Here is a 15961-nt window from a genome sequence, read left to right as displayed (position 1 = left end):
CTCGGTATGCATTTCCAGCAGATTGCTTCTGCTGGATGTGATCAACACTTTGGGGGGAACCAATGAGAATATTCCGTCGCGTCATCATGCCCGTGGCCTGGCTGGGGGTTTTTGCAGTGATAGCTGTAGCCCTGGTCAAAATTGCCTTCGTCGACGGGCTGGACTCCGAACCTGCACTCGCTGGTCCAGCCGCCAGTGTCAGCACACCAGCCATCCAGGCAACCCGGGCGACAGTGACGAACCGGGTGGAAATTGACGCCACCGTCCAGGGCGACGCCGACGAGCAGATCCGCAGCACAGTTGCCGGCACCGTCAATTACCTTTTCCTGCAGCCTGGCGCGGCGGTCCGCAACGGCGACCCGTTGTTCCAGGTCAAGACAGAAATTCAGCCCGAGTCGGGGACCACGACGTCGAACGCGCCGACCGGGGATGCCCCGGAAGGTGCGGGGCAGGAAAGCCGCACCCCCGCCGTCCCCCAACCCACGTATACCTACACAAACGTCCTGGCGGAATCTTCGGGAACCCTGAAGACACTGACGGTCCTCCTTGACCAGCAGATCAGCGTAGGAGAAGTCTCAGGCAGCGTCGATCCAGGAACTTTTACCGTCAGCGGCACAGTCGATGCAGCACAGCAGTACCGGCTGCTGGCGAAACCTGGGTCCGCGGAAATCAACGTCACGGGCGGACCAGGACCGTTCACCTGTTCAGAACCTGTCCTGACCAGCGCCACCAGCACCGAGGAATCGGGCAGCGCCGGAGCATCCGTTGGCGGCGGTGGAGTCGGGAGATCAGTGCCGGCGGCGATGGTGCCAGCACCTGGCGGTGGGTCTGCCGGCGGGGGCGGTCCAGCGACAGGCAAACTGAGTTGCCCGGTTCCTGCCGACGTCAGCGTTTTTGCCGGGCTGGGTGCCAGCATGACGGTGACTGCCGGCGAGTCCGCGAACGTCATTACCCTGCCACTGACAGCTGTCCAGGGCACAGTGACCGAAGGAATTGTCTTCCTGGCCAGCGATCCAGCGCCTGATCCCTCTGCGCCCAACGGTGCAGGTGGCAGCGAGGGAAACCCTCCCGGAGCAGCGGACCCGGAAAAGCGCACGGTTCAGTTGGGCCTCAATGACGGCACCGTGGTGGAGATCGTCTCGGGCCTCGATGAAGGCGACTACGTCCTGGAGTTCATCCCCGGGGCACCTGGGCAGCCTGACATCAATAATCCCGGCGCATACCCGATGGGCGGCTGACCGTGCAGGATGAGCGCAGCACAGAAGAGCTCGTAGCCCTGGTTGGCGTGACCCGCACCGTGGTACTCCCCGACGATCAGGAGCTACATATCCTGCGCGGGATCAACCTCCGCGTCCACAGCGGAGATCATACCGCCATCATCGGTAGATCCGGGTGCGGTAAATCAACCCTTTTGAACCTCCTGGGGCTCTTGGATCTGCCCACCACGGGGGAACTGACGTTCCAGGGCGAACCAGTGAAAAAGCTGCGCAGCAACGCCCGGGCAACACTGAGGGGCAGCGCCGTAGGATTTGTTTTCCAGCAGTTCAACCTGCTGCCTGGACGCAGCGCGCTGGATAACGTCATCACTCCCCTCCTCTATGCCAAAGGCCGTGATTTCTGGAAGCGCAGGGACCTGGCCATGGACATGCTGGACAGGGTGGGGCTTTCACACCGCGCCCAGACGCGCCCCACCATGCTTTCCGGTGGCGAGCAGCAGCGCGTGGCGATCGCCCGCGCTCTGGTCCGCAAGCCGCGCCTGATCCTCGCCGATGAACCTACCGGAGCGCTTGACGTCGACACTGGCCAGGCCGTGATGACACTCCTGGATACCGTGGCCACCGAGTCCGGAGCAGCGTTGGTAACCATCACCCACGACGTCAATGTTGCTGCGCTGGCGAGGTCCTGCTTTCGACTCGACCAAGGCGTCCTGTCCCCCACTGCCGTTCCCTCCGTGGTGCACGCATGACCGGGATTGCCTCTGCGCTGGTGGAAGCCTGGCAGGAACTGCTCATCAACAAAACCCGGATCCTGCTGGCACTGGTGGGAGTGGCGCTTTCCGTCGCGGCGCTGACCTCAATTGTGGGGGTGGGCAACCTGGCCAGGGAGGGCATCAAGGCATCCTCCGAGCGCACCGGCGGCCGCGCCGCAACCCTAGGCATCAGCATCTACGGCGAAACAGCCGCCGACCCCGCAAAGCTGGAAGCCGCGTATCAAGGTGTCATTGCCCGTTATGACATTGAGTATTTCACCCACGCGGACCAGACCCAGCACGGATTCCAGTTTCCTGCCGGCGTCCAGCCAGTAAACCTGACAGTGGTCGATCCCGGCTATGGCATGATTCACCGGCTCACCATCACCAAAGGGGGCTGGTTTGCGGCCGAGGACGAGACCCGCCTGGCACCGGCAGTGGTGGTCAATGAGGCGTTTTACAACCTCGCCGGACGCCCCAACCTGACCACAAATCCAACAGTCAAACTCTCTGGGACTAGCACCACCACCGCTGTCATTATTGGAGTGGTACCTGATGACTGGGAACAGGTTCCCCCGTCTGCCTTCATGTTGAGTGGAGCAGCAGCTGCGGCGAACGTCACGGGAAGCGGGTACGAACAGTTCAAGTTCTGGGTGGGCGAAGCGCAGGCGGATCCCCTGAAGGCAGCCATTGCCGCTGACCTCCAGGCGCAGTTTCCCGGGATGCAGGTCCAGGTTGACCGGATGGACTACGCCAGCCAGGGCGATCCTTTTGCCGTCATCCAGGTTGCGGTCGCTGGGATTGCGGGCCTGGTGCTCCTTCTGGGAGCCGTGGGCATGCTCAACATCTCCATGGTCACGGTGCGCTACAGGGTCCGGGAGATAGGAATCCGCCGAAGCTTCGGAGCCAGCTCACACCGTATTTTCCTGGGCGTCATGATGGAGTCCGTGGTGGCAACGGCTGTCGCAGGGATCCTTGGCGTCATGGTGGCGGTGGCTGTGGTGAAAAATCCATGGGTGGAATCGAAGATCGCACCAGGGCTCACCACCTACCCCGCGTTCCCAATCGAAGCAGCCCTGCTGGGACTCGGCGCGTCACTTGTGGTGGGAGCGCTCGCAGGCGCCATTCCGGCACTGGTGGCGGTGCGCGTCAAAGTCATCGATGCCATCCGTTTCTAGGGCCGCGGTCCATGGCGCTGCAGCAGTGAAGGAACGGGACGGCTCAGAACAGTGCCTGCACGGGTTCAATCAGGGCTGGGCCGTTGTTGCGGACATTGCCGACAGCTGTCCCCACTGATTCAACGTGCCAGTGTGCTGCCGCTTCCTGCACTCCCGACGTCACAAGATCCACCAGGGCGCCAGGATCGTCTGCCCTTGGATCCAACCAGGCCGCCATGGTCGCCTGGGTCATAGGCAGCGGAACCCTGTCGTGGAGTTCGGTGAGCTTGGCAAAAACGGAGGACTCCGCACCAGGCGGCGGGGTGTCTGCCGTGAGGATCGCAGTAGAGAGCAGCCATCGGCCAGGTTCACCTTCTGCCACAGCCGGGTTTTTCCACCATTCATAAAGCCCCGCGAACGCCAACGAGTCGCCGTGCTGCGGGTGCACATAGTAGGGCTGGCGGGCTTTGCCCGGCCCTTTCTTCCACTCGTAGTAACCATCAGCGGGAACAGCGCAACGACGGGACAGGATTGCCTTGCGGAATGCGGGCTTCTCCAGGACGCTTTCGCTGCGGGCATTGATCATCCGCGAACCAATGCCGGGGTCCTTCGCCCAGGACGGCACCAGGCCCCATCGCGCCACGTGGAGCTGACGCACGGCAGCGCCGTCAATCAACCGTTCCAGGACAATCGGAACGTCGTCGGTGGGTGCCACGTTCCACGACGGCGGCAGTTCGACGTCGTCCATCACCTGCTCGTCGAGGGCAGCGTCAAAGTCGGCCAGAAGGTCACCCACGGCCCGTGCCATCACATAGCGTCCACACATGGCTCCAGCATGGCACCCCCCGAACCACCTGTCATGCTTCGTAGCCCGAGGCGCGGCGGGCGCAGCGGCAGTTACCCAGTCCCTAGGAGAGGCGGCTGCGGACAATCTCGCTGACGGTCTTGCCATCAAAGCGGCCAGCTACCTTGGCGGTGACCGGCTTCATCACACCACCCATGGAACGGATGGACAATACCTGGCCGGCGCCTGTCAGCGCCGCAATCTCTGCGTCGACAATCGCTTCTACCTCATCCCGGTTCAGGGCCTTGGGCAAGTACGCCTCGATAATTTCCGCCTCGGCGATTTCGGCAGCTGCACGGTCTGGCTCCGCGGCCTCCGTATAGATTTTCGCCGTGTCCCGGCGCTTTGCTGCCTCTTTCTGCAAAAGTGCCGTCACCTGTGCCTCGTCCAGGTCCACGGGCGCCTTGCCGGACTTCTCCCGGGTGGTAATTTCTCCCAGCACATTGCGCACGGTAGTCAGTGCTGTTTTGTTGCCGGCCTTCATGTGGGTGACGACGTCGTCCTTCAGGCGCTCCTTGAGCGTCATGATGTTGCCTTTCCTCGGGTGCGGCGTTCTCGCTGCTCCCAGCCTATCCGGGTCAGCAGGACTTCCTGCCCGGCAGTCGGGCACGCACACAGGCCCGGGCCATGGGTTTGCCGGGCATCGGGAATAGTGCCGCCATAGGGTCCGTTGACATCAACGAAAGCAATCGATCCAATCAAGGAGATCCTCGTGGACTTCACCCCCGAATCCGGCACCATCACCATGTTCTCCACATCGTGGTGCGGCTACTGCAAACGGCTGAAGAAGCAGCTGGATGCCCAGGGCATCGGGTACACCGAGATCAACATCGAAGAGGTGGAGGGAACCGCTGCCCTGGTCGAAAAAATCAACGGCGGCAACCAGACGGTTCCCACGGTGTTGTTCCCTGACGGGTCATCGGCCACGAATCCTTCCGCAGCCGAGGTCAAGACCCGCCTCGCGGCCTAGCACCGCCTACGCCCACAAGGGTCCATATGATAGACAGTTCAGGACTGGCCCAGACCAGTCCTGAACTTTTTTCGTCATCACCGCAATCCGTCATCACCGCTATCCAAGGAGCTGTTCGTGGTCCATAAAGTCAAAGGTGCCGTTGTCCTTTCCAAAAACGCACCCGTCACGCTGGAGACCATCCTGGTTCCGGAGCCCGGTCCGGGCGAGGCACTGGTGGACATCATCACCAGCGGCGTCTGCCATACGGACCTGCACTACAAGCAGGGTGGCATCAGCGATGATTTCCCCTTCCTGCTTGGGCATGAAGCAACGGGGGTGGTAAGCGCAGTTGGCCCCGACGTCACCAACGTAGTTCCCGGTGACCGTGTGGTCCTGAACTGGCGTGCCGTCTGTGGCGAGTGCCGTGCCTGTGCAAAAGGCCAGCCGCAATATTGCTTCAATACCCACAACGCCACCCAGAAAATGACGCTGGAAGACGGCACCGAGCTCACGGCGGCCCTGGGGATCGGAGCTTTCATCGAGAAAACCCTCGTAGCAGCGGGTCAGTGCACCAAGGTGGACCCTGATGCCGATGCCGCCGCTGTCGGCCTGCTGGGCTGCGGTGTCATGGCAGGGCTGGGCGCCGCAATCAACACCGGAAACATCAAGCGCGGCGATTCCGTGGCCGTCATTGGTTGTGGCGGCGTGGGCGTTTCAGCTGTTGCTGGTGCAGCCCTTGCTGGCGCAACAACCATTATCGCGGTCGACATCGATACCAAGAAGCTCGAACGCGCCAAGCACCTCGGGGCAAGCCACACCATTGATTCCTCCACAACCGACCCCGTCGAGGCCATCCGCGAACTCACGGGTGGTTTCGGAGCAGACGTGGTGATTGACGCCGTCGGACGTCCGGAGACCTACAAGCAGGCCTTCTACGCCCGCGACCTCGCCGGAACAGTGGTTCTGGTGGGCGTCCCCACACCGGAGATGACCCTAGAACTGCCTCTCCTGGACGTTTTTGGCCGCGGCGGATCCCTGAAATCCTCGTGGTACGGCGACTGCCTGCCGTCCCGCGATTTCCCCATGCTGGTTGATCTCTACCAGAAGGGAAAACTGGACCTCGATGCGTTTGTCACTGAACGCATCACCATCGACCAGGTGGAAGAAGCGTTCGAGAAGATGCATGCCGGAACGGTTCTGCGCTCCGTGGTGGAACTGTGACAGGGGCCGAAGCGGGCTCCCTGCGCATTGATAACCTTGTCACGTCCGGGGCCTTTTCCCTGGACGACGGAACGTGGGATGTGGACAACAACGTCTGGATTATCGGCACGGACACTGAGTGCATAGTGATCGATCCTGCGCACAACGCCCAGGCCGTGGCCGACGCCGTGGGTGACCGCGCCGTCACTGCCATCCTGCTCACGCACGGCCATGACGATCACATCCGCTCGGTTGCGGAATTCCGCGAGCTCAGTGGCGCCCCGGTGCACCTGCACCGGGATGACTGGATGCTCTGGAACGACGTCTACCCCGAGGCGGAGCCCGACGCCGACATCACCGACGGAGAAGAATTCAGCATCGGCGGCTCGACCCTCCAGGCACTGCACACCCCAGGGCACTCCCCTGGTTCCGTGTCATTTGTGCTCGGTGCCGAGGACACGGTTTTTACCGGAGACACGCTGTTTAATGGCGGACCGGGAGCAACGGGAAGGTCATACAGCGACTTCCCCACCATTGTTGAATCAATCCGCACGCGGCTGCTGACCCTTCCGGGACAGACCGTGGTGCGGACCGGACACGGTGATTCCACCACCATCGGAGCCGAAGCCCCGCACCTCGAAGACTGGATTGCGCGCGGTCACTGAGGCCTACGCCGTCTAACAATGCAGCGTGCCGATTCCCCGGTGGGAACCGGCACGCTGCATTGTTGATTCCAGGGGATTGGCTGTGAGGCGATGGAGGATGGAATCAGTGGCGCAGCGAGGCGAATGATGCTGACACCAGGGGTCCACGCTCCGCATAACATTCAAGCACTGTCCGTTCCAGGTCCGCCACCGTCACGCCAGGCACCAGATCGTTGGCCGCACCAGCTGTGGCCGGATCCCACTCGAGGCCAAGCTCCCGGTAGCTGTCCACCAGGACATCCCGGATGGGGGCTGAATCCTCCACCACAATGGCTGAGCTGAACAGCCAGGCCCCGGCCACCACCCGCTGCGCTGTTCCCACCAGCTTGATCCGCGGGAGCCCAGGCTCCGCCGGAACGCCATGGACAGTGAATTCCCCGGGACAGTACTCTCCCGGAATTTCGCCCACGTGGGCATCCACTCCCACCCTGCGCAGCGCCTCTGCCAGGAGTTCGCCAAAAACCGCGAACCGTTCCTTGGAACCGACAATGGCGTCCATATCCGGCTCAAGGTGATCCACTACAAGAGAGCCCGGATGGTACGCCGCAGCACGGCCGCCTGCCTTCCGCACCAGTGGTTCGAATCCAAGGTTCCGGCAGGCCTGGGCAGCCATGGAAAATCCGGGGAGTTTGGCATCGCGCTGGCCAAAGGCCACCGTCCGCTGCGGACGGTAGAGGCGCAGCATGGGCCCGATGCTTCCGCCTCGTGCCCGCCCCAGCAGGTCGATGGCGAAATCAAGGTCTCCGGCTGCGCCCAGGGACACGTCCTGCCGCACCACAGTGAGCGGCTTCGCGTGCTTCTGCGCCTGTGCCATCTTGCTAAGCTCCCTTATGATCATTTTGCAATTCCTGGTTGTCGCGGCTGTGTTCGCTGTTGTCGACGCCGTCTGGCTCAAGAGCATGAACCCGTTCTACCGCCGGCAGATCGAACCACTGATGGCCAACAAACCGAATCTAGGCTACGCGGTGGTTTTTTATGTCCTGTACATTGCCGGCGTGGTGTTTTTTGCGCTGCAGCCGGCACTGGCCAGCGAGAACTGGTGGGTTGCCCTGGGCTACGGTGCCGGGCTGGGAGCATTCGCATACGCCACGTATGACCTCACCAACGCAGCGACGCTAAAGCTGTGGCCGTTGAAGCTGGTGGTGGTGGACATCATCTGGGGCACCTTCTTGACCGGAGTTTCCACACTGGGTGCTTGGCTGGTGTTCCACTGAGGTTCCCCGCCCGACGTCGGCCCCTAGGTCCTGCGCAAGGTGAGAATCTGTTCCGAACGGCCAAAGGGGCCTCGTTCGTCGTGCAGGACAGTGGACGTCAGTCCAATTCCGTCCCCGCCAAACGTCACGGAGTTGTCCAGGCCAAGCCATTCCCCAATGGGTGCACGGTACATGTGGATCTGCAGGTCGAGGTTGGGGAAGGCGAAACCGCCGGCACCCGGGGTGACTCGCGTGGCAATGCCGTTGGAGGTATCCACCATGCCAACCAGGCGAGCCATGGCGCTCACGCTGCCTGTATTGATCAGTGGGTGATGCGTGCTCAGCCACACGGTTCCTGCTCCAGGCCGGCTGGAGTCCGCGACCTTGAAGTCAATGGAGCGGATAAAACCGCCAGGCCAGACATTCGAGGCGTCAAAGGGCGAACAGTCCGCCGGCGGGTCAATGACTGCATCTTCCACAGCGGCAACGTCAGCTGTGTCGCTGGTGATCATGCGCCACGCTGTGGCCCTGATGGCCGTCCGGCCGTTGGCAATGAGTTCCGCCTGGACCAGTTCGATGGTTTTGCCGGGCCGGAGGGTGGTTGTTTCGATGTGGAATTCGCCGCCGGGGATCAAGCCCAGGATCTCGTAGCTAAGCCTCGCCATCCGCAGTTCCGGCCGGGGATCATGTCCTTCCAGGCAGTGTGCCAGCAGACCGGAGGCTGGCGCCATGTGCTGTTCGTGCTCGTTCCAGGCCCCCTGGGCGTGAAGGGTGGACCGGTAACGGCCAGCACCCAGGTCCTCATAGTAGAAGTCGCCTGTGGCCAGGTCCTGTGCGGTGGAACTCAACAGCCTGTTTCCTTTCCTTCACTGTCGCATCCTTTACGCGACGCAATTGCCCACTCACACTATCCCCATGACGTGGCGGTTCATGTTCCAGCCACCGCTACGCTCTTGCGGATAGAATCAGTCACTGGCCAGCCCAGCAACCTCGGAAAGAGGATGTCCCATCATGCGCGTCATCAGCTATAACCTGCGGAAACACCATGCCAGCAGCGAGCTTCTGCACCTGGCGAATGACTTCAATGTGGATGCGCTCTGCCTGCAGGAAGTCGACCATACGGACCTGCCGGAAACCCTTGGCGGCCTGAGGCTAGCGGACAGCACCAAGGGCAATCGCCTTGGACTGGCAATTTATTACCGAGAGGATCGTTTCACGCCGGTGAGTACCCAGTCCTTTGCCCTGAAGAAGTCCATGCATGACATGGTCCTGGCCCCAGCCCATGAGCGGCTGATCGGAACCCGCGTGGTGGACAACGAGACGGCCCATGAGCTTGTCATCGGGTCTTTCCATGCTGCGCCATTGACGGCGTCGAATTCACTGCGCCGCAAGCAGATCCATGCCGCGCACGCCGAACTCCTCAGTATGGGAAGCGGTCTCATGACCCTGATGGTGGGAGACTTCAACTACCCCTTCTTCACCAAGAAACTCGATGCCCACATGAAGAATTCTGGGTACGCCCTCACGCTCAGCGATCGGCGGACGTACACCAGGTACAAGGTTTTCAAGGGGCACTTCGACTTCGCCACCTCACTGGGACTCAACATAGCCAGTGTTGAGACCCTGCCCCGGGGAAAGTCCGATCACCTGCCCATCTTGGTCAGCGCCGACTACGGCAAGGACACCTAGTCCGACCCACGGCACCATGGCACACCGCAGGCCACGTCCGACTCAGGCTCCGTCTGTTGCTTCCAGCAGGCGGGGCCTGAGGTTCTCCCAGGACCTGCCGAATCCCGGGTGCAGTTCCAGGAGGTCAACGTCTGCCACGGGGACCCAGCGCAGCGCGATACTCTCGGGGTCGTTGATGACTGGCTCGAAAGCTGTCACGGCCAGCAGGACCACCGTGGTGTAGGACCAGTAGCCGAAGTCCAGGAGGGAGGTAAACAGTACCTCGACGTTGTCCGCCGGAACCGAAGCTTCTTCATGCGCTTCCCTCAGCGCCCCCGTCACTGCATCTTCGTGCTGGTGCAGGGCGCCACCTGGCAGCCCCCACGTCCCGCCGTTGTGGCTCCAGATAGCCCGATGCTGCAACAACACACCCTTCGTGGGGTCATAGACCAGGACACCCGCGGCACCGAAACGCCCCCAGAACTTCCCCTTGTCCCCCTCAACCCAGGCATCTCCTGGGTCCCGGGGTCCCGTGCGGACTGGTGCTTGTGAGGCAGTGGCAGCAGCAATGTGGTCCATCCTCCCAGTCTGACAGGTGCAGCGGCCTGGCGCAGCGGACACGTAACACAGACCAACGCGCCTGCACTTTTGCGCCATCAGGCACGAGGACCTAGGCTGGAATGGTAAGCATGCTTACATAAGCGATCTTCAGGAGGAACCATGACCGACCAGTACACCTTCCGCAACCCGGTGACAGCGTATGAAAAGGTTTCGCCACCCAAGCAGCACCAGGAGGAGCCGGGACTGGACTCCGAGCTGACGCCGTTGGCCGACCTCGGTGAAGATACCTACCGGGGCACCGGGCGCCTGGAGGGGCGCAAGGCAATCGTGACCGGCGCGGACTCCGGGATTGGCGCAGCCACAGCCATCGCTTTTGCCCGTGAAGGCGCAGACGTTGTCCTCTCCTACCTTCCGGAGGAAGAAAAAGATGCTGCAAGAATTGCTGGCATCATCGAAGCGGCAGGCCGTAAAGCCATCCGGGTGCCGGCTGACCTGAAGGACAAGAAGGCGTGCCGGGACCTCGTCGACAAGGCCCTCTCGGAGTTGGGTGGAATTGACATCCTGGTCAACAATGCTGGGAAGCAGGTGGCGCAGAAGGATTTTGCCGACATCACCGACGAACAGTTTGACCACACCTACAAGACAAACGTTTATGCGATGTTCTGGTTGACCAAAGCTGCCCTGCCGCATCTTCCTGCCGGCTCAACCATCATCAATTCCACCTCGATCCAGGCATATGCACCCTCTGCCACCCTGGTGGACTATGCCAGCACCAAGGCGGCCATCAACAACTTCACCAAGGGCCTCGCCGCGCAGCTCGCTCCCCAGGGGATCCGGGTCAATGCTGTAGCTCCCGGTCCCATCTGGACGCCGCTGCAGGCAAGTGACGGGCAGCCCACGGAAGAACTGCCGGAATTTGGCCACGCCACTCCCCTGGGCCGCGCAGGCCAGCCAGCAGAATTGGCGCCAGCATACGTTTTCCTGGCCTCTGCCGAGTCCAGCTACGTTGTGGGCGAAACCCTGAACGTCAACGGCGGCATCACCAGCCCGTAGGCGGTCATCGGAATCCTGCCCACAGGATGCTTCGCGAAGGGCCTGCACCCACCAGGGTGTGGGCCCTTCAGTCTTGTGCGGCAGCTGCGCGGGCTGCATTGCGGACAAACGTGTCGGCGTCGTGCGCCCACCGCTCCAGGACGACGTCGGCGCGCTGCCGGTGACGCCCGGACAGTCCCCCAATGAGGGGCACCACCACGTCCTCGGTGAGCGGCCCTGCCAGCTCCGCCGTCCGTGCGGAGCGCAGGAAACCCTCCAACCGGGTGAGGTCCGAATGCAGGAGCATCATCACCCTGGACTGGAGCAGCACAATGGCTGCGAGCCGGCGCTCGTATACGGCGGGCTCGGTGGCGGACGGCATACCCCAGAGTTTCGAGGCAAGGGCCGTCACCTGGTCGTGGTCCAGGTTCTTGAACTTTCGTCCGGCATCGCGAACTGTTCCGCGAATGGCCCCCACTGACGAGCCATAGGATCCCAATGCACCTGCAAAGCGATCGTGGACGTCCGTGGCCCGGTACCAGGAGCCCTCGTTCTGCAGCGTGCTGTCAATAAAAGCGGCTGCAGCGGTCACTATCTCATCGTTCAGCGGCACTGCAGGAACCTTAGTACCAGTTGACGGCCATCGAATGTGCCCAGGCGCCGCAGGGTGAGCCGTACCGGTCGGCAATGTAGCCGAGGCCCCAGTTGACCTGCGTTCGGTAGTTGGTCAGCCAATCGCTGCCAGCGCTACCGTATTTGCTGGCCGGTAAGGACTGCGCAATGCCGTAGGCCCCGGAAGAGGGGTTTGTGGCGTTTGTCCGCCACCCTGATTCCTTGGACCAAAGGTTCACCAGGCAGGACATCTGATCCTGGCCCCAGCCATGGGAAGACAATTGACCCGATGCATACGCCTGCGCGCCCCTGGGGTCATTAACGGCGCCGCCGGGGACAGCAGGCACGACGGCGGGCGGTGGCGCCGGTGCAACGGGAGCCGGGGCGGGTACCGGTGCCGGCTGGTTGGCGGGCGGTCGGGCTGGTTGCTGCGGGGCCGGTTGTTGGGCCGCTGGCGGCTTGTTTGCTGCTTGCGCGGCTGCTTGCGCGGCAGCAGCCGCTGCCTGCTGGGCCGCCTGTGCAGCAGATTCTCGGGCTGCTGAATCTGCGGCGAACCGGGCCTGCTGGGCGGCAGCTGCCTGGCGGGCCTGTTCTTCAGCTGCGGCTTCTTCAGCTGCGGCGCGCTTAGCGGCCTGCGCGGAATCATAGGCGGCCTGCGCCGCTTGCCCCTGCCTGAACTCTTCCTCCACCGCAGCCGTAGTCCCCTTGAGGGTCGCGAGCTGCGCAATGAGCTCATCACCATGGCTCTGCTGCTCCTGCACCTGACTGGCCACGGCGGACTGCGCCGTCTCGGCGGTTTCCAGGTGTGTCCGTGCCGCAAGGGTCAGCGCCTCACGCTCAGCCTTGGCAAGGGCCTCTTGGCCGGCAAGCGCTGAAGCGGTCTTTTCTGCTACGGCAGACCTGCTAACGAGCGAGGCTGTTTTGCCACCCACCAGTTCAACGATGTTCAGGCCCTGGATGTTGTTTTTCTGCAGTGCATCCAGTGCAACGAAGAAGCTTTTGTTAGTTCCACCCGTGCGGTAGGCCCGGGCAGCGAGGGCCCCAAGTTCCTTTTTGGACTCGGAGAGTTCCTCGGCGGCCCGGGCGGACTGGGCAGTCAGGACGTCCAACCTGGTGCTGGCATCCCGGAGGACGGCTTCAGCTTCCGCGTAGGACGCAGCGGATGCCACCGCAGCGTCCCCAAGGCTCTGGGCCTGGGTTTCCAGGGAGTCAAGCAGCCCATTGATGTTCTGGATCTCGGAAGCAGTTCCTGCCTCGTCCTGCTGTGCCTTCTGCACGTCCTGCCAGGACGGGTATCCGCTGGGCGCAACGTCTTCGTCCGCCACTGCGGGAGCCAGGGCCATGGCACCGGTCAGCGCCAGCGCCACAAGGGAGGCCAGGACCGGACGGTGCAGTGTAGAAGGAAAGCAGGACATAGTCAGCCAGCCTACCGGTGGCCCTCAGTGGAAGTGCTGGCCAGCGGCCATATTGTTATCCACTGGCAACTCAGCAGCCCTCGCAGAGCCATCGTTGTCCGACCGCCAGGAAGTCCCCACTAGGCAAGTTTGACCCAGTTCGCCTCGGTGGGGTCACCTCCCACCCTGCAGAACCATAGGGTGGCGATTTCCTTGCCCCGTTGCTCTTCGTCCCGCCGAATGGTCACCAGCAACTCCCCCGCAGTTGAACGTTTTAGCTGCAAAGGGTTATCCATCGGAAGGGGAACCAGCAGGAGCTGGGCGGTTTCGGCTGACTGGAGCACCCCACCCTGTTCGGTTACCGAGACGCCAAGAACGCCCGGTCCATCAAGCCCGTGGGCGATAACTCCCAGGGCGCCATGTCCCAGAACACCTGCGCCGCCCTCTGAAACACCGTGGACACCAGGAACGCCGTGGCCCAGGACTCCGGGGCCATTGGTTCCGTTGCCGCTGACGCCTCTCTCACCTACACCAACAACACCTGAAGCGTGCGTTCCTTCAAAGGCGGTGTCACGCGATGTAACGCTGTCATATCCAACAACGCCGCTCGTACCGGTCCCGAAAATTCCTGGCGAAGAAGGGTTCCCCAGGCCCAAGAGCCCTGCACCAACGGACTTTTCCAGCGGCCTGTCCCGCGGAACACCGTGGACATACCCGACGGCACCGTTGAGGCCCTGGGCAACAATGCCGTTTCCCGCAGGAATGGTGCCCATGCTGCCACCGGTGGCGTAGGAGATCGTTCCCTTGGCGTGAATTGCGTCCACACCCTCGGGATGTACCACCAGGACCTTATCGTTCTTGGTCGACACATTCAGGACAAAATCGTCCTCATAACCATTAGGGGCCTCGTCACCATTGCTTGCCAGCAACAGGGTCCTGTCCTCGCTCACATTGGTGCGTCCGACCACAAAATCGTCGCCGGATTCGTCCGCTCCACTTCCCATGACACATCCCTTTCAGAGGGGACCGGCTGGCCGTCTGGTGGGCGTACCAGGGGTTGCAGGTCGCTCGACAGCATCAGTGTGCGCGCCCGAATCTTCAGCCACAAGGAATTTTTTTGTTTCACTCAATCCTGATGTGCACGGCGGTCTCCAGAAGACGGCCGGATTCCGCCTGCGAGGCGCTGACAGGCCAAAACATTGTTCGGGCCACGGGTAGACCGTTATCGGCGCTCGCGGCCTGGCCGCAATCACACTACTGAGAGTGCACAGTGTGTTGTTATCCGAACGTGACATCTCGCAGAGATAACGCTATGGTCTACGAGTGCCCTGGTTTCAGCCAGGACACTCCCGTCAGCACGCCGAGCCCTGCCACTGACACGGGATCCCAACACTTTTTCAGTTGGCAGGGACGGGGGAACCACGTTTCCACGGCATTCCGAAAGGAAGCCTTGGGGTTAAGACGGAGGGTTCCCTTTTATCTGGGACAACTCCGGCCGAATATCTCCTATTCGAACCCGACAGCTCACCCCGCAGGCGTTGGAGAGGCGACTCAAAGTGTCTAAGAATTCAACTGCCGCACGCCACCGTGCGAATCCCACCCACTCAATCGCGCTTGAGGGCCTTTCCCTCTCAGCCCGTAACCAGGCCAAGAACCTTGGCCGTCCCGCGCTGGCAGTTGCTGCAGCATCCGGCTTGGTGCTGACCGTTGGAATGCCGGCTCAGGCCGCTCCCGGTGACGCAGCAGTCCACAACGTCGTCTCCGGAGACACCCTCGGCGCGATCTCCGCCAATTACGGCGCCAACCTGAACGATGTCCTGTCCGCCAACTCGCTTGGCCTCAGCTCCATCATCTACCCCGGTGATCAGATCAGCATTCCCGGATCAGGCTCAGCTGCTGCAGCACCGGCGGCTCCCGCCGCTGCAGCACCGGCAGCAGGGAACACGCACTCAGTGGTTTCTGGTGACACCCTCGGCGCCATCGCATCGAAGTACGGCGTCAGCCTGAACGACGTCCTGTCCGCCAACGGACTGGGCCTCTCCTCGGTCATCTACCCGGGCAACCAGATCACCATTCCGGCTGCCGGGTATGTTGCACCCGCCGCAGCTCCGGCACCGGCATACGTCGCTCCGGCTCCTGCCGCCCCGGTGTACGAGGCTCCTGCTTACGTAGCTCCGGCCCCCGCAGCACCGGCAGCTCCTGCCAACACGGGCATCAACACGGCCAGCTCAGTCACCCCCACTGCAATTGGCAGCGGTAAGGGTGCGGCCATCCTGGGTGCCGCTCGCGCTCAGCTCGGCGCAGCACAGGATTGCACCGCGCTTGTTACCAACTCCCTCGCAGCCGTGGGCATCAACTTCCACGACTGGCCTGCAGGCTACTTGGGCCTCGGTACCCAGGTCAGTGCTGCTCAGGCACAGCCCGGAGACCTCGTGTACTACGCCAATGGCGGAGCGGGCGCAGCCCACATTGCTGTCTACGCCGGTAACGGCATGGCAGTCCACGGCGGATGGAACGGCTTCACCACTGTCGAGTTCAGCGTCAACGTTGGTTCCGGCCCGGTCTTCGTCCGCGTCTAACACCTAGCAGTGACACCAATAAAGTAGGCCACTGGCCTGCTCAGTGTGGCAGTAAAAATGCCCCCGCCATCCCGGGAATATCCGGGAACGGCGGGG

At 62.4% G+C, this 15961-nt stretch carries 19 protein-coding genes and 1 riboswitch; of the genes, 10 read left to right on the top strand and 9 right to left on the bottom strand.

The window, feature by feature from the left end; all coding sequences use genetic code 11:
• Positions 1-62: 62 nt before the first annotated feature.
• From QMG79_RS05645 to QMG79_RS05635, 3 genes are read left to right on the top strand one after another with little or no spacing between them, the layout of a single operon-like run.
• Complete coding sequence (locus tag QMG79_RS05645; RefSeq protein ID WP_283537609.1) at positions 63-1238, top strand: efflux RND transporter periplasmic adaptor subunit; 1176 nt, start codon at positions 63-65, stop codon at positions 1236-1238.
• Positions 1239-1240: 2 nt separating this feature from the next.
• Positions 1241-1966 carry an ABC transporter ATP-binding protein gene (locus QMG79_RS05640; RefSeq protein WP_283537608.1) on the top strand — a complete coding sequence of 242 codons (726 nt, stop codon included), beginning with the start codon at positions 1241-1243 and terminating at the stop codon, positions 1964-1966.
• The gene (locus QMG79_RS05635; protein ID WP_283537607.1) at positions 1963-3147 is read left to right on the top strand and encodes an ABC transporter permease; all 1185 of its coding nucleotides are present in this window, start codon (positions 1963-1965) and stop codon (positions 3145-3147) included. Before QMG79_RS05640 ends, QMG79_RS05635 begins: the two co-directional genes overlap by 4 nt.
• Before the next feature lie 43 nt (positions 3148-3190).
• Here QMG79_RS05635 and QMG79_RS05630 read toward each other — a convergent pair whose 3' ends face one another.
• The 3 genes from QMG79_RS05630 to QMG79_RS05620 form a co-directional block, all read right to left on the bottom strand.
• Positions 3191-3952, bottom strand: coding sequence for an SOS response-associated peptidase (locus tag QMG79_RS05630; protein WP_283537606.1), 762 nt, complete (start codon positions 3950-3952; stop codon positions 3191-3193).
• Positions 3953-4034: 82 nt separating this feature from the next.
• Positions 4035-4496 carry a GatB/YqeY domain-containing protein gene (locus QMG79_RS05625; RefSeq protein ID WP_283537605.1) on the bottom strand — a complete coding sequence of 154 codons (462 nt, stop codon included), beginning with the start codon at positions 4494-4496 and terminating at the stop codon, positions 4035-4037.
• Positions 4493-4672: a hypothetical protein gene (locus QMG79_RS05620; RefSeq protein WP_283537604.1), complete on the bottom strand. Its 180-nt coding sequence runs from the start codon at positions 4670-4672 to the stop codon at positions 4493-4495. The genes QMG79_RS05625 and QMG79_RS05620 overlap by 4 nt, the downstream gene beginning before the upstream one ends.
• A 10-nt stretch (positions 4673-4682) precedes the next feature.
• Here QMG79_RS05620 and QMG79_RS05615 point away from each other — a divergent pair, with 10 nt between their 5' ends.
• The 3 genes from QMG79_RS05615 (at position 4683) to QMG79_RS05605 (ending at position 6787) form a co-directional block, all read left to right on the top strand.
• Positions 4683-4940 (top strand): mycoredoxin, encoded by a 258-nt coding sequence (locus QMG79_RS05615; RefSeq protein WP_283537602.1) that lies wholly within the window; start codon positions 4683-4685, stop codon positions 4938-4940.
• Positions 4941-5057: 117 nt separating this feature from the next.
• On the top strand, positions 5058-6143 hold the full coding sequence (locus tag QMG79_RS05610; RefSeq protein WP_283537601.1) for an S-(hydroxymethyl)mycothiol dehydrogenase: 1086 nt from the start codon (positions 5058-5060) through the stop codon (positions 6141-6143).
• Positions 6140-6787, top strand: a complete 648-nt coding sequence (locus tag QMG79_RS05605; RefSeq protein ID WP_283537600.1) for an MBL fold metallo-hydrolase — start codon at positions 6140-6142, stop codon at positions 6785-6787. Before QMG79_RS05610 ends, QMG79_RS05605 begins: the two co-directional genes overlap by 4 nt.
• Before the next feature lie 103 nt (positions 6788-6890).
• Here QMG79_RS05605 and QMG79_RS05600 read toward each other — a convergent pair whose 3' ends face one another.
• Positions 6891-7640 (bottom strand): lipoate--protein ligase family protein, encoded by a 750-nt coding sequence (locus QMG79_RS05600; protein WP_283537599.1) that lies wholly within the window; start codon positions 7638-7640, stop codon positions 6891-6893.
• A gap of 16 nt (positions 7641-7656) precedes the next feature.
• On the opposite strand from QMG79_RS05600, the gene QMG79_RS05595 reads away from it, so the two are divergent.
• Positions 7657-8040 (top strand): DUF2177 family protein, encoded by a 384-nt coding sequence (locus QMG79_RS05595; RefSeq protein WP_283537598.1) that lies wholly within the window; start codon positions 7657-7659, stop codon positions 8038-8040.
• A 23-nt stretch (positions 8041-8063) separates the two neighbouring features.
• Here QMG79_RS05595 and QMG79_RS05590 read toward each other — a convergent pair whose 3' ends face one another.
• Positions 8064-8867, bottom strand: a complete 804-nt coding sequence (locus QMG79_RS05590) for a thioesterase family protein (protein ID WP_283537597.1) — start codon at positions 8865-8867, stop codon at positions 8064-8066.
• 163 nt (positions 8868-9030) lie between these two features.
• Between QMG79_RS05590 and QMG79_RS05585 the strand changes: the two genes are divergently transcribed.
• Positions 9031-9708: an endonuclease/exonuclease/phosphatase family protein gene (locus tag QMG79_RS05585; protein WP_283537596.1), complete on the top strand. Its 678-nt coding sequence runs from the start codon at positions 9031-9033 to the stop codon at positions 9706-9708.
• Between the two features lie 42 nt (positions 9709-9750).
• Here the strand turns inward: QMG79_RS05585 and QMG79_RS05580 are convergent, their stop codons facing one another.
• On the bottom strand, positions 9751-10266 hold the full coding sequence (locus QMG79_RS05580; RefSeq protein WP_283537595.1) for an NUDIX domain-containing protein: 516 nt from the start codon (positions 10264-10266) through the stop codon (positions 9751-9753).
• Between the two features lie 141 nt (positions 10267-10407).
• Here QMG79_RS05580 and QMG79_RS05575 point away from each other — a divergent pair, with 141 nt between their 5' ends.
• Positions 10408-11301 (top strand): glucose 1-dehydrogenase, encoded by an 894-nt coding sequence (locus QMG79_RS05575; RefSeq protein WP_283537594.1) that lies wholly within the window; start codon positions 10408-10410, stop codon positions 11299-11301.
• Between the two features lie 67 nt (positions 11302-11368).
• Here QMG79_RS05575 and QMG79_RS05570 read toward each other — a convergent pair whose 3' ends face one another.
• The 3 genes from QMG79_RS05570 to QMG79_RS05560 all read right to left on the bottom strand — a co-directional run bounded on the left by QMG79_RS05570 (position 11369) and on the right by QMG79_RS05560 (position 14290).
• Entirely contained in the window at positions 11369-11893 is a 525-nt protein-coding gene (locus QMG79_RS05570; RefSeq protein WP_283537593.1) for a DNA alkylation repair protein, read from the bottom strand.
• A gap of 10 nt (positions 11894-11903) precedes the next feature.
• Positions 11904-13307 (bottom strand): aggregation-promoting factor C-terminal-like domain-containing protein, encoded by a 1404-nt coding sequence (locus QMG79_RS05565; protein WP_283537592.1) that lies wholly within the window; start codon positions 13305-13307, stop codon positions 11904-11906.
• A gap of 119 nt (positions 13308-13426) precedes the next feature.
• Positions 13427-14290 (bottom strand): hypothetical protein, encoded by an 864-nt coding sequence (locus QMG79_RS05560; protein WP_283537591.1) that lies wholly within the window; start codon positions 14288-14290, stop codon positions 13427-13429.
• Between the two features lie 376 nt (positions 14291-14666).
• Positions 14667-14839: riboswitch (cyclic di-AMP (ydaO/yuaA leader) on the top strand.
• A gap of 3 nt (positions 14840-14842) precedes the next feature.
• On the opposite strand from QMG79_RS05560, the gene QMG79_RS05555 reads away from it, so the two are divergent.
• The gene (locus tag QMG79_RS05555) at positions 14843-15865 is read left to right on the top strand and encodes a LysM peptidoglycan-binding domain-containing protein (RefSeq protein WP_283537590.1); all 1023 of its coding nucleotides are present in this window, start codon (positions 14843-14845) and stop codon (positions 15863-15865) included.
• The last annotated feature ends 96 nt before the right edge of the window (positions 15866-15961 follow it).

The sequence above is a fragment of the Pseudarthrobacter sp. PS3-L1 genome, from assembly GCF_030063285.1.
Lineage (GTDB): Bacteria > Actinomycetota > Actinomycetes > Actinomycetales > Micrococcaceae > Arthrobacter.
This window is presented reverse-complemented; position numbering and strand designations above follow the sequence as displayed.

Coding starts and splice junctions, on each gene's coding strand:
- QMG79_RS05630 (WP_283537606.1), bottom strand. CDS start 3,952: ATGTGTGGACGCTATGTGATGGCACGGGCCGTGGGTGACCTTCTGGCC.
- QMG79_RS05625 (WP_283537605.1), bottom strand. CDS start 4,496: ATGACGCTCAAGGAGCGCCTGAAGGACGACGTCGTCACCCACATGAAG.
- QMG79_RS05635 (WP_283537607.1), top strand. CDS start 1,963: ATGACCGGGATTGCCTCTGCGCTGGTGGAAGCCTGGCAGGAACTGCTC.
- QMG79_RS05580 (WP_283537595.1), bottom strand. CDS start 10,266: ATGGACCACATTGCTGCTGCCACTGCCTCACAAGCACCAGTCCGCACG.
- QMG79_RS05585 (WP_283537596.1), top strand. CDS start 9,031: ATGCGCGTCATCAGCTATAACCTGCGGAAACACCATGCCAGCAGCGAG.
- QMG79_RS05575 (WP_283537594.1), top strand. CDS start 10,408: ATGACCGACCAGTACACCTTCCGCAACCCGGTGACAGCGTATGAAAAG.
- QMG79_RS05600 (WP_283537599.1), bottom strand. CDS start 7,640: ATGGCACAGGCGCAGAAGCACGCGAAGCCGCTCACTGTGGTGCGGCAG.
- QMG79_RS05595 (WP_283537598.1), top strand. CDS start 7,657: ATGATCATTTTGCAATTCCTGGTTGTCGCGGCTGTGTTCGCTGTTGTC.
- QMG79_RS05560 (WP_283537591.1), bottom strand. CDS start 14,290: ATGGGAAGTGGAGCGGACGAATCCGGCGACGATTTTGTGGTCGGACGC.
- QMG79_RS05565 (WP_283537592.1), bottom strand. CDS start 13,307: ATGTCCTGCTTTCCTTCTACACTGCACCGTCCGGTCCTGGCCTCCCTT.
- QMG79_RS05645 (WP_283537609.1), top strand. CDS start 63: ATGAGAATATTCCGTCGCGTCATCATGCCCGTGGCCTGGCTGGGGGTT.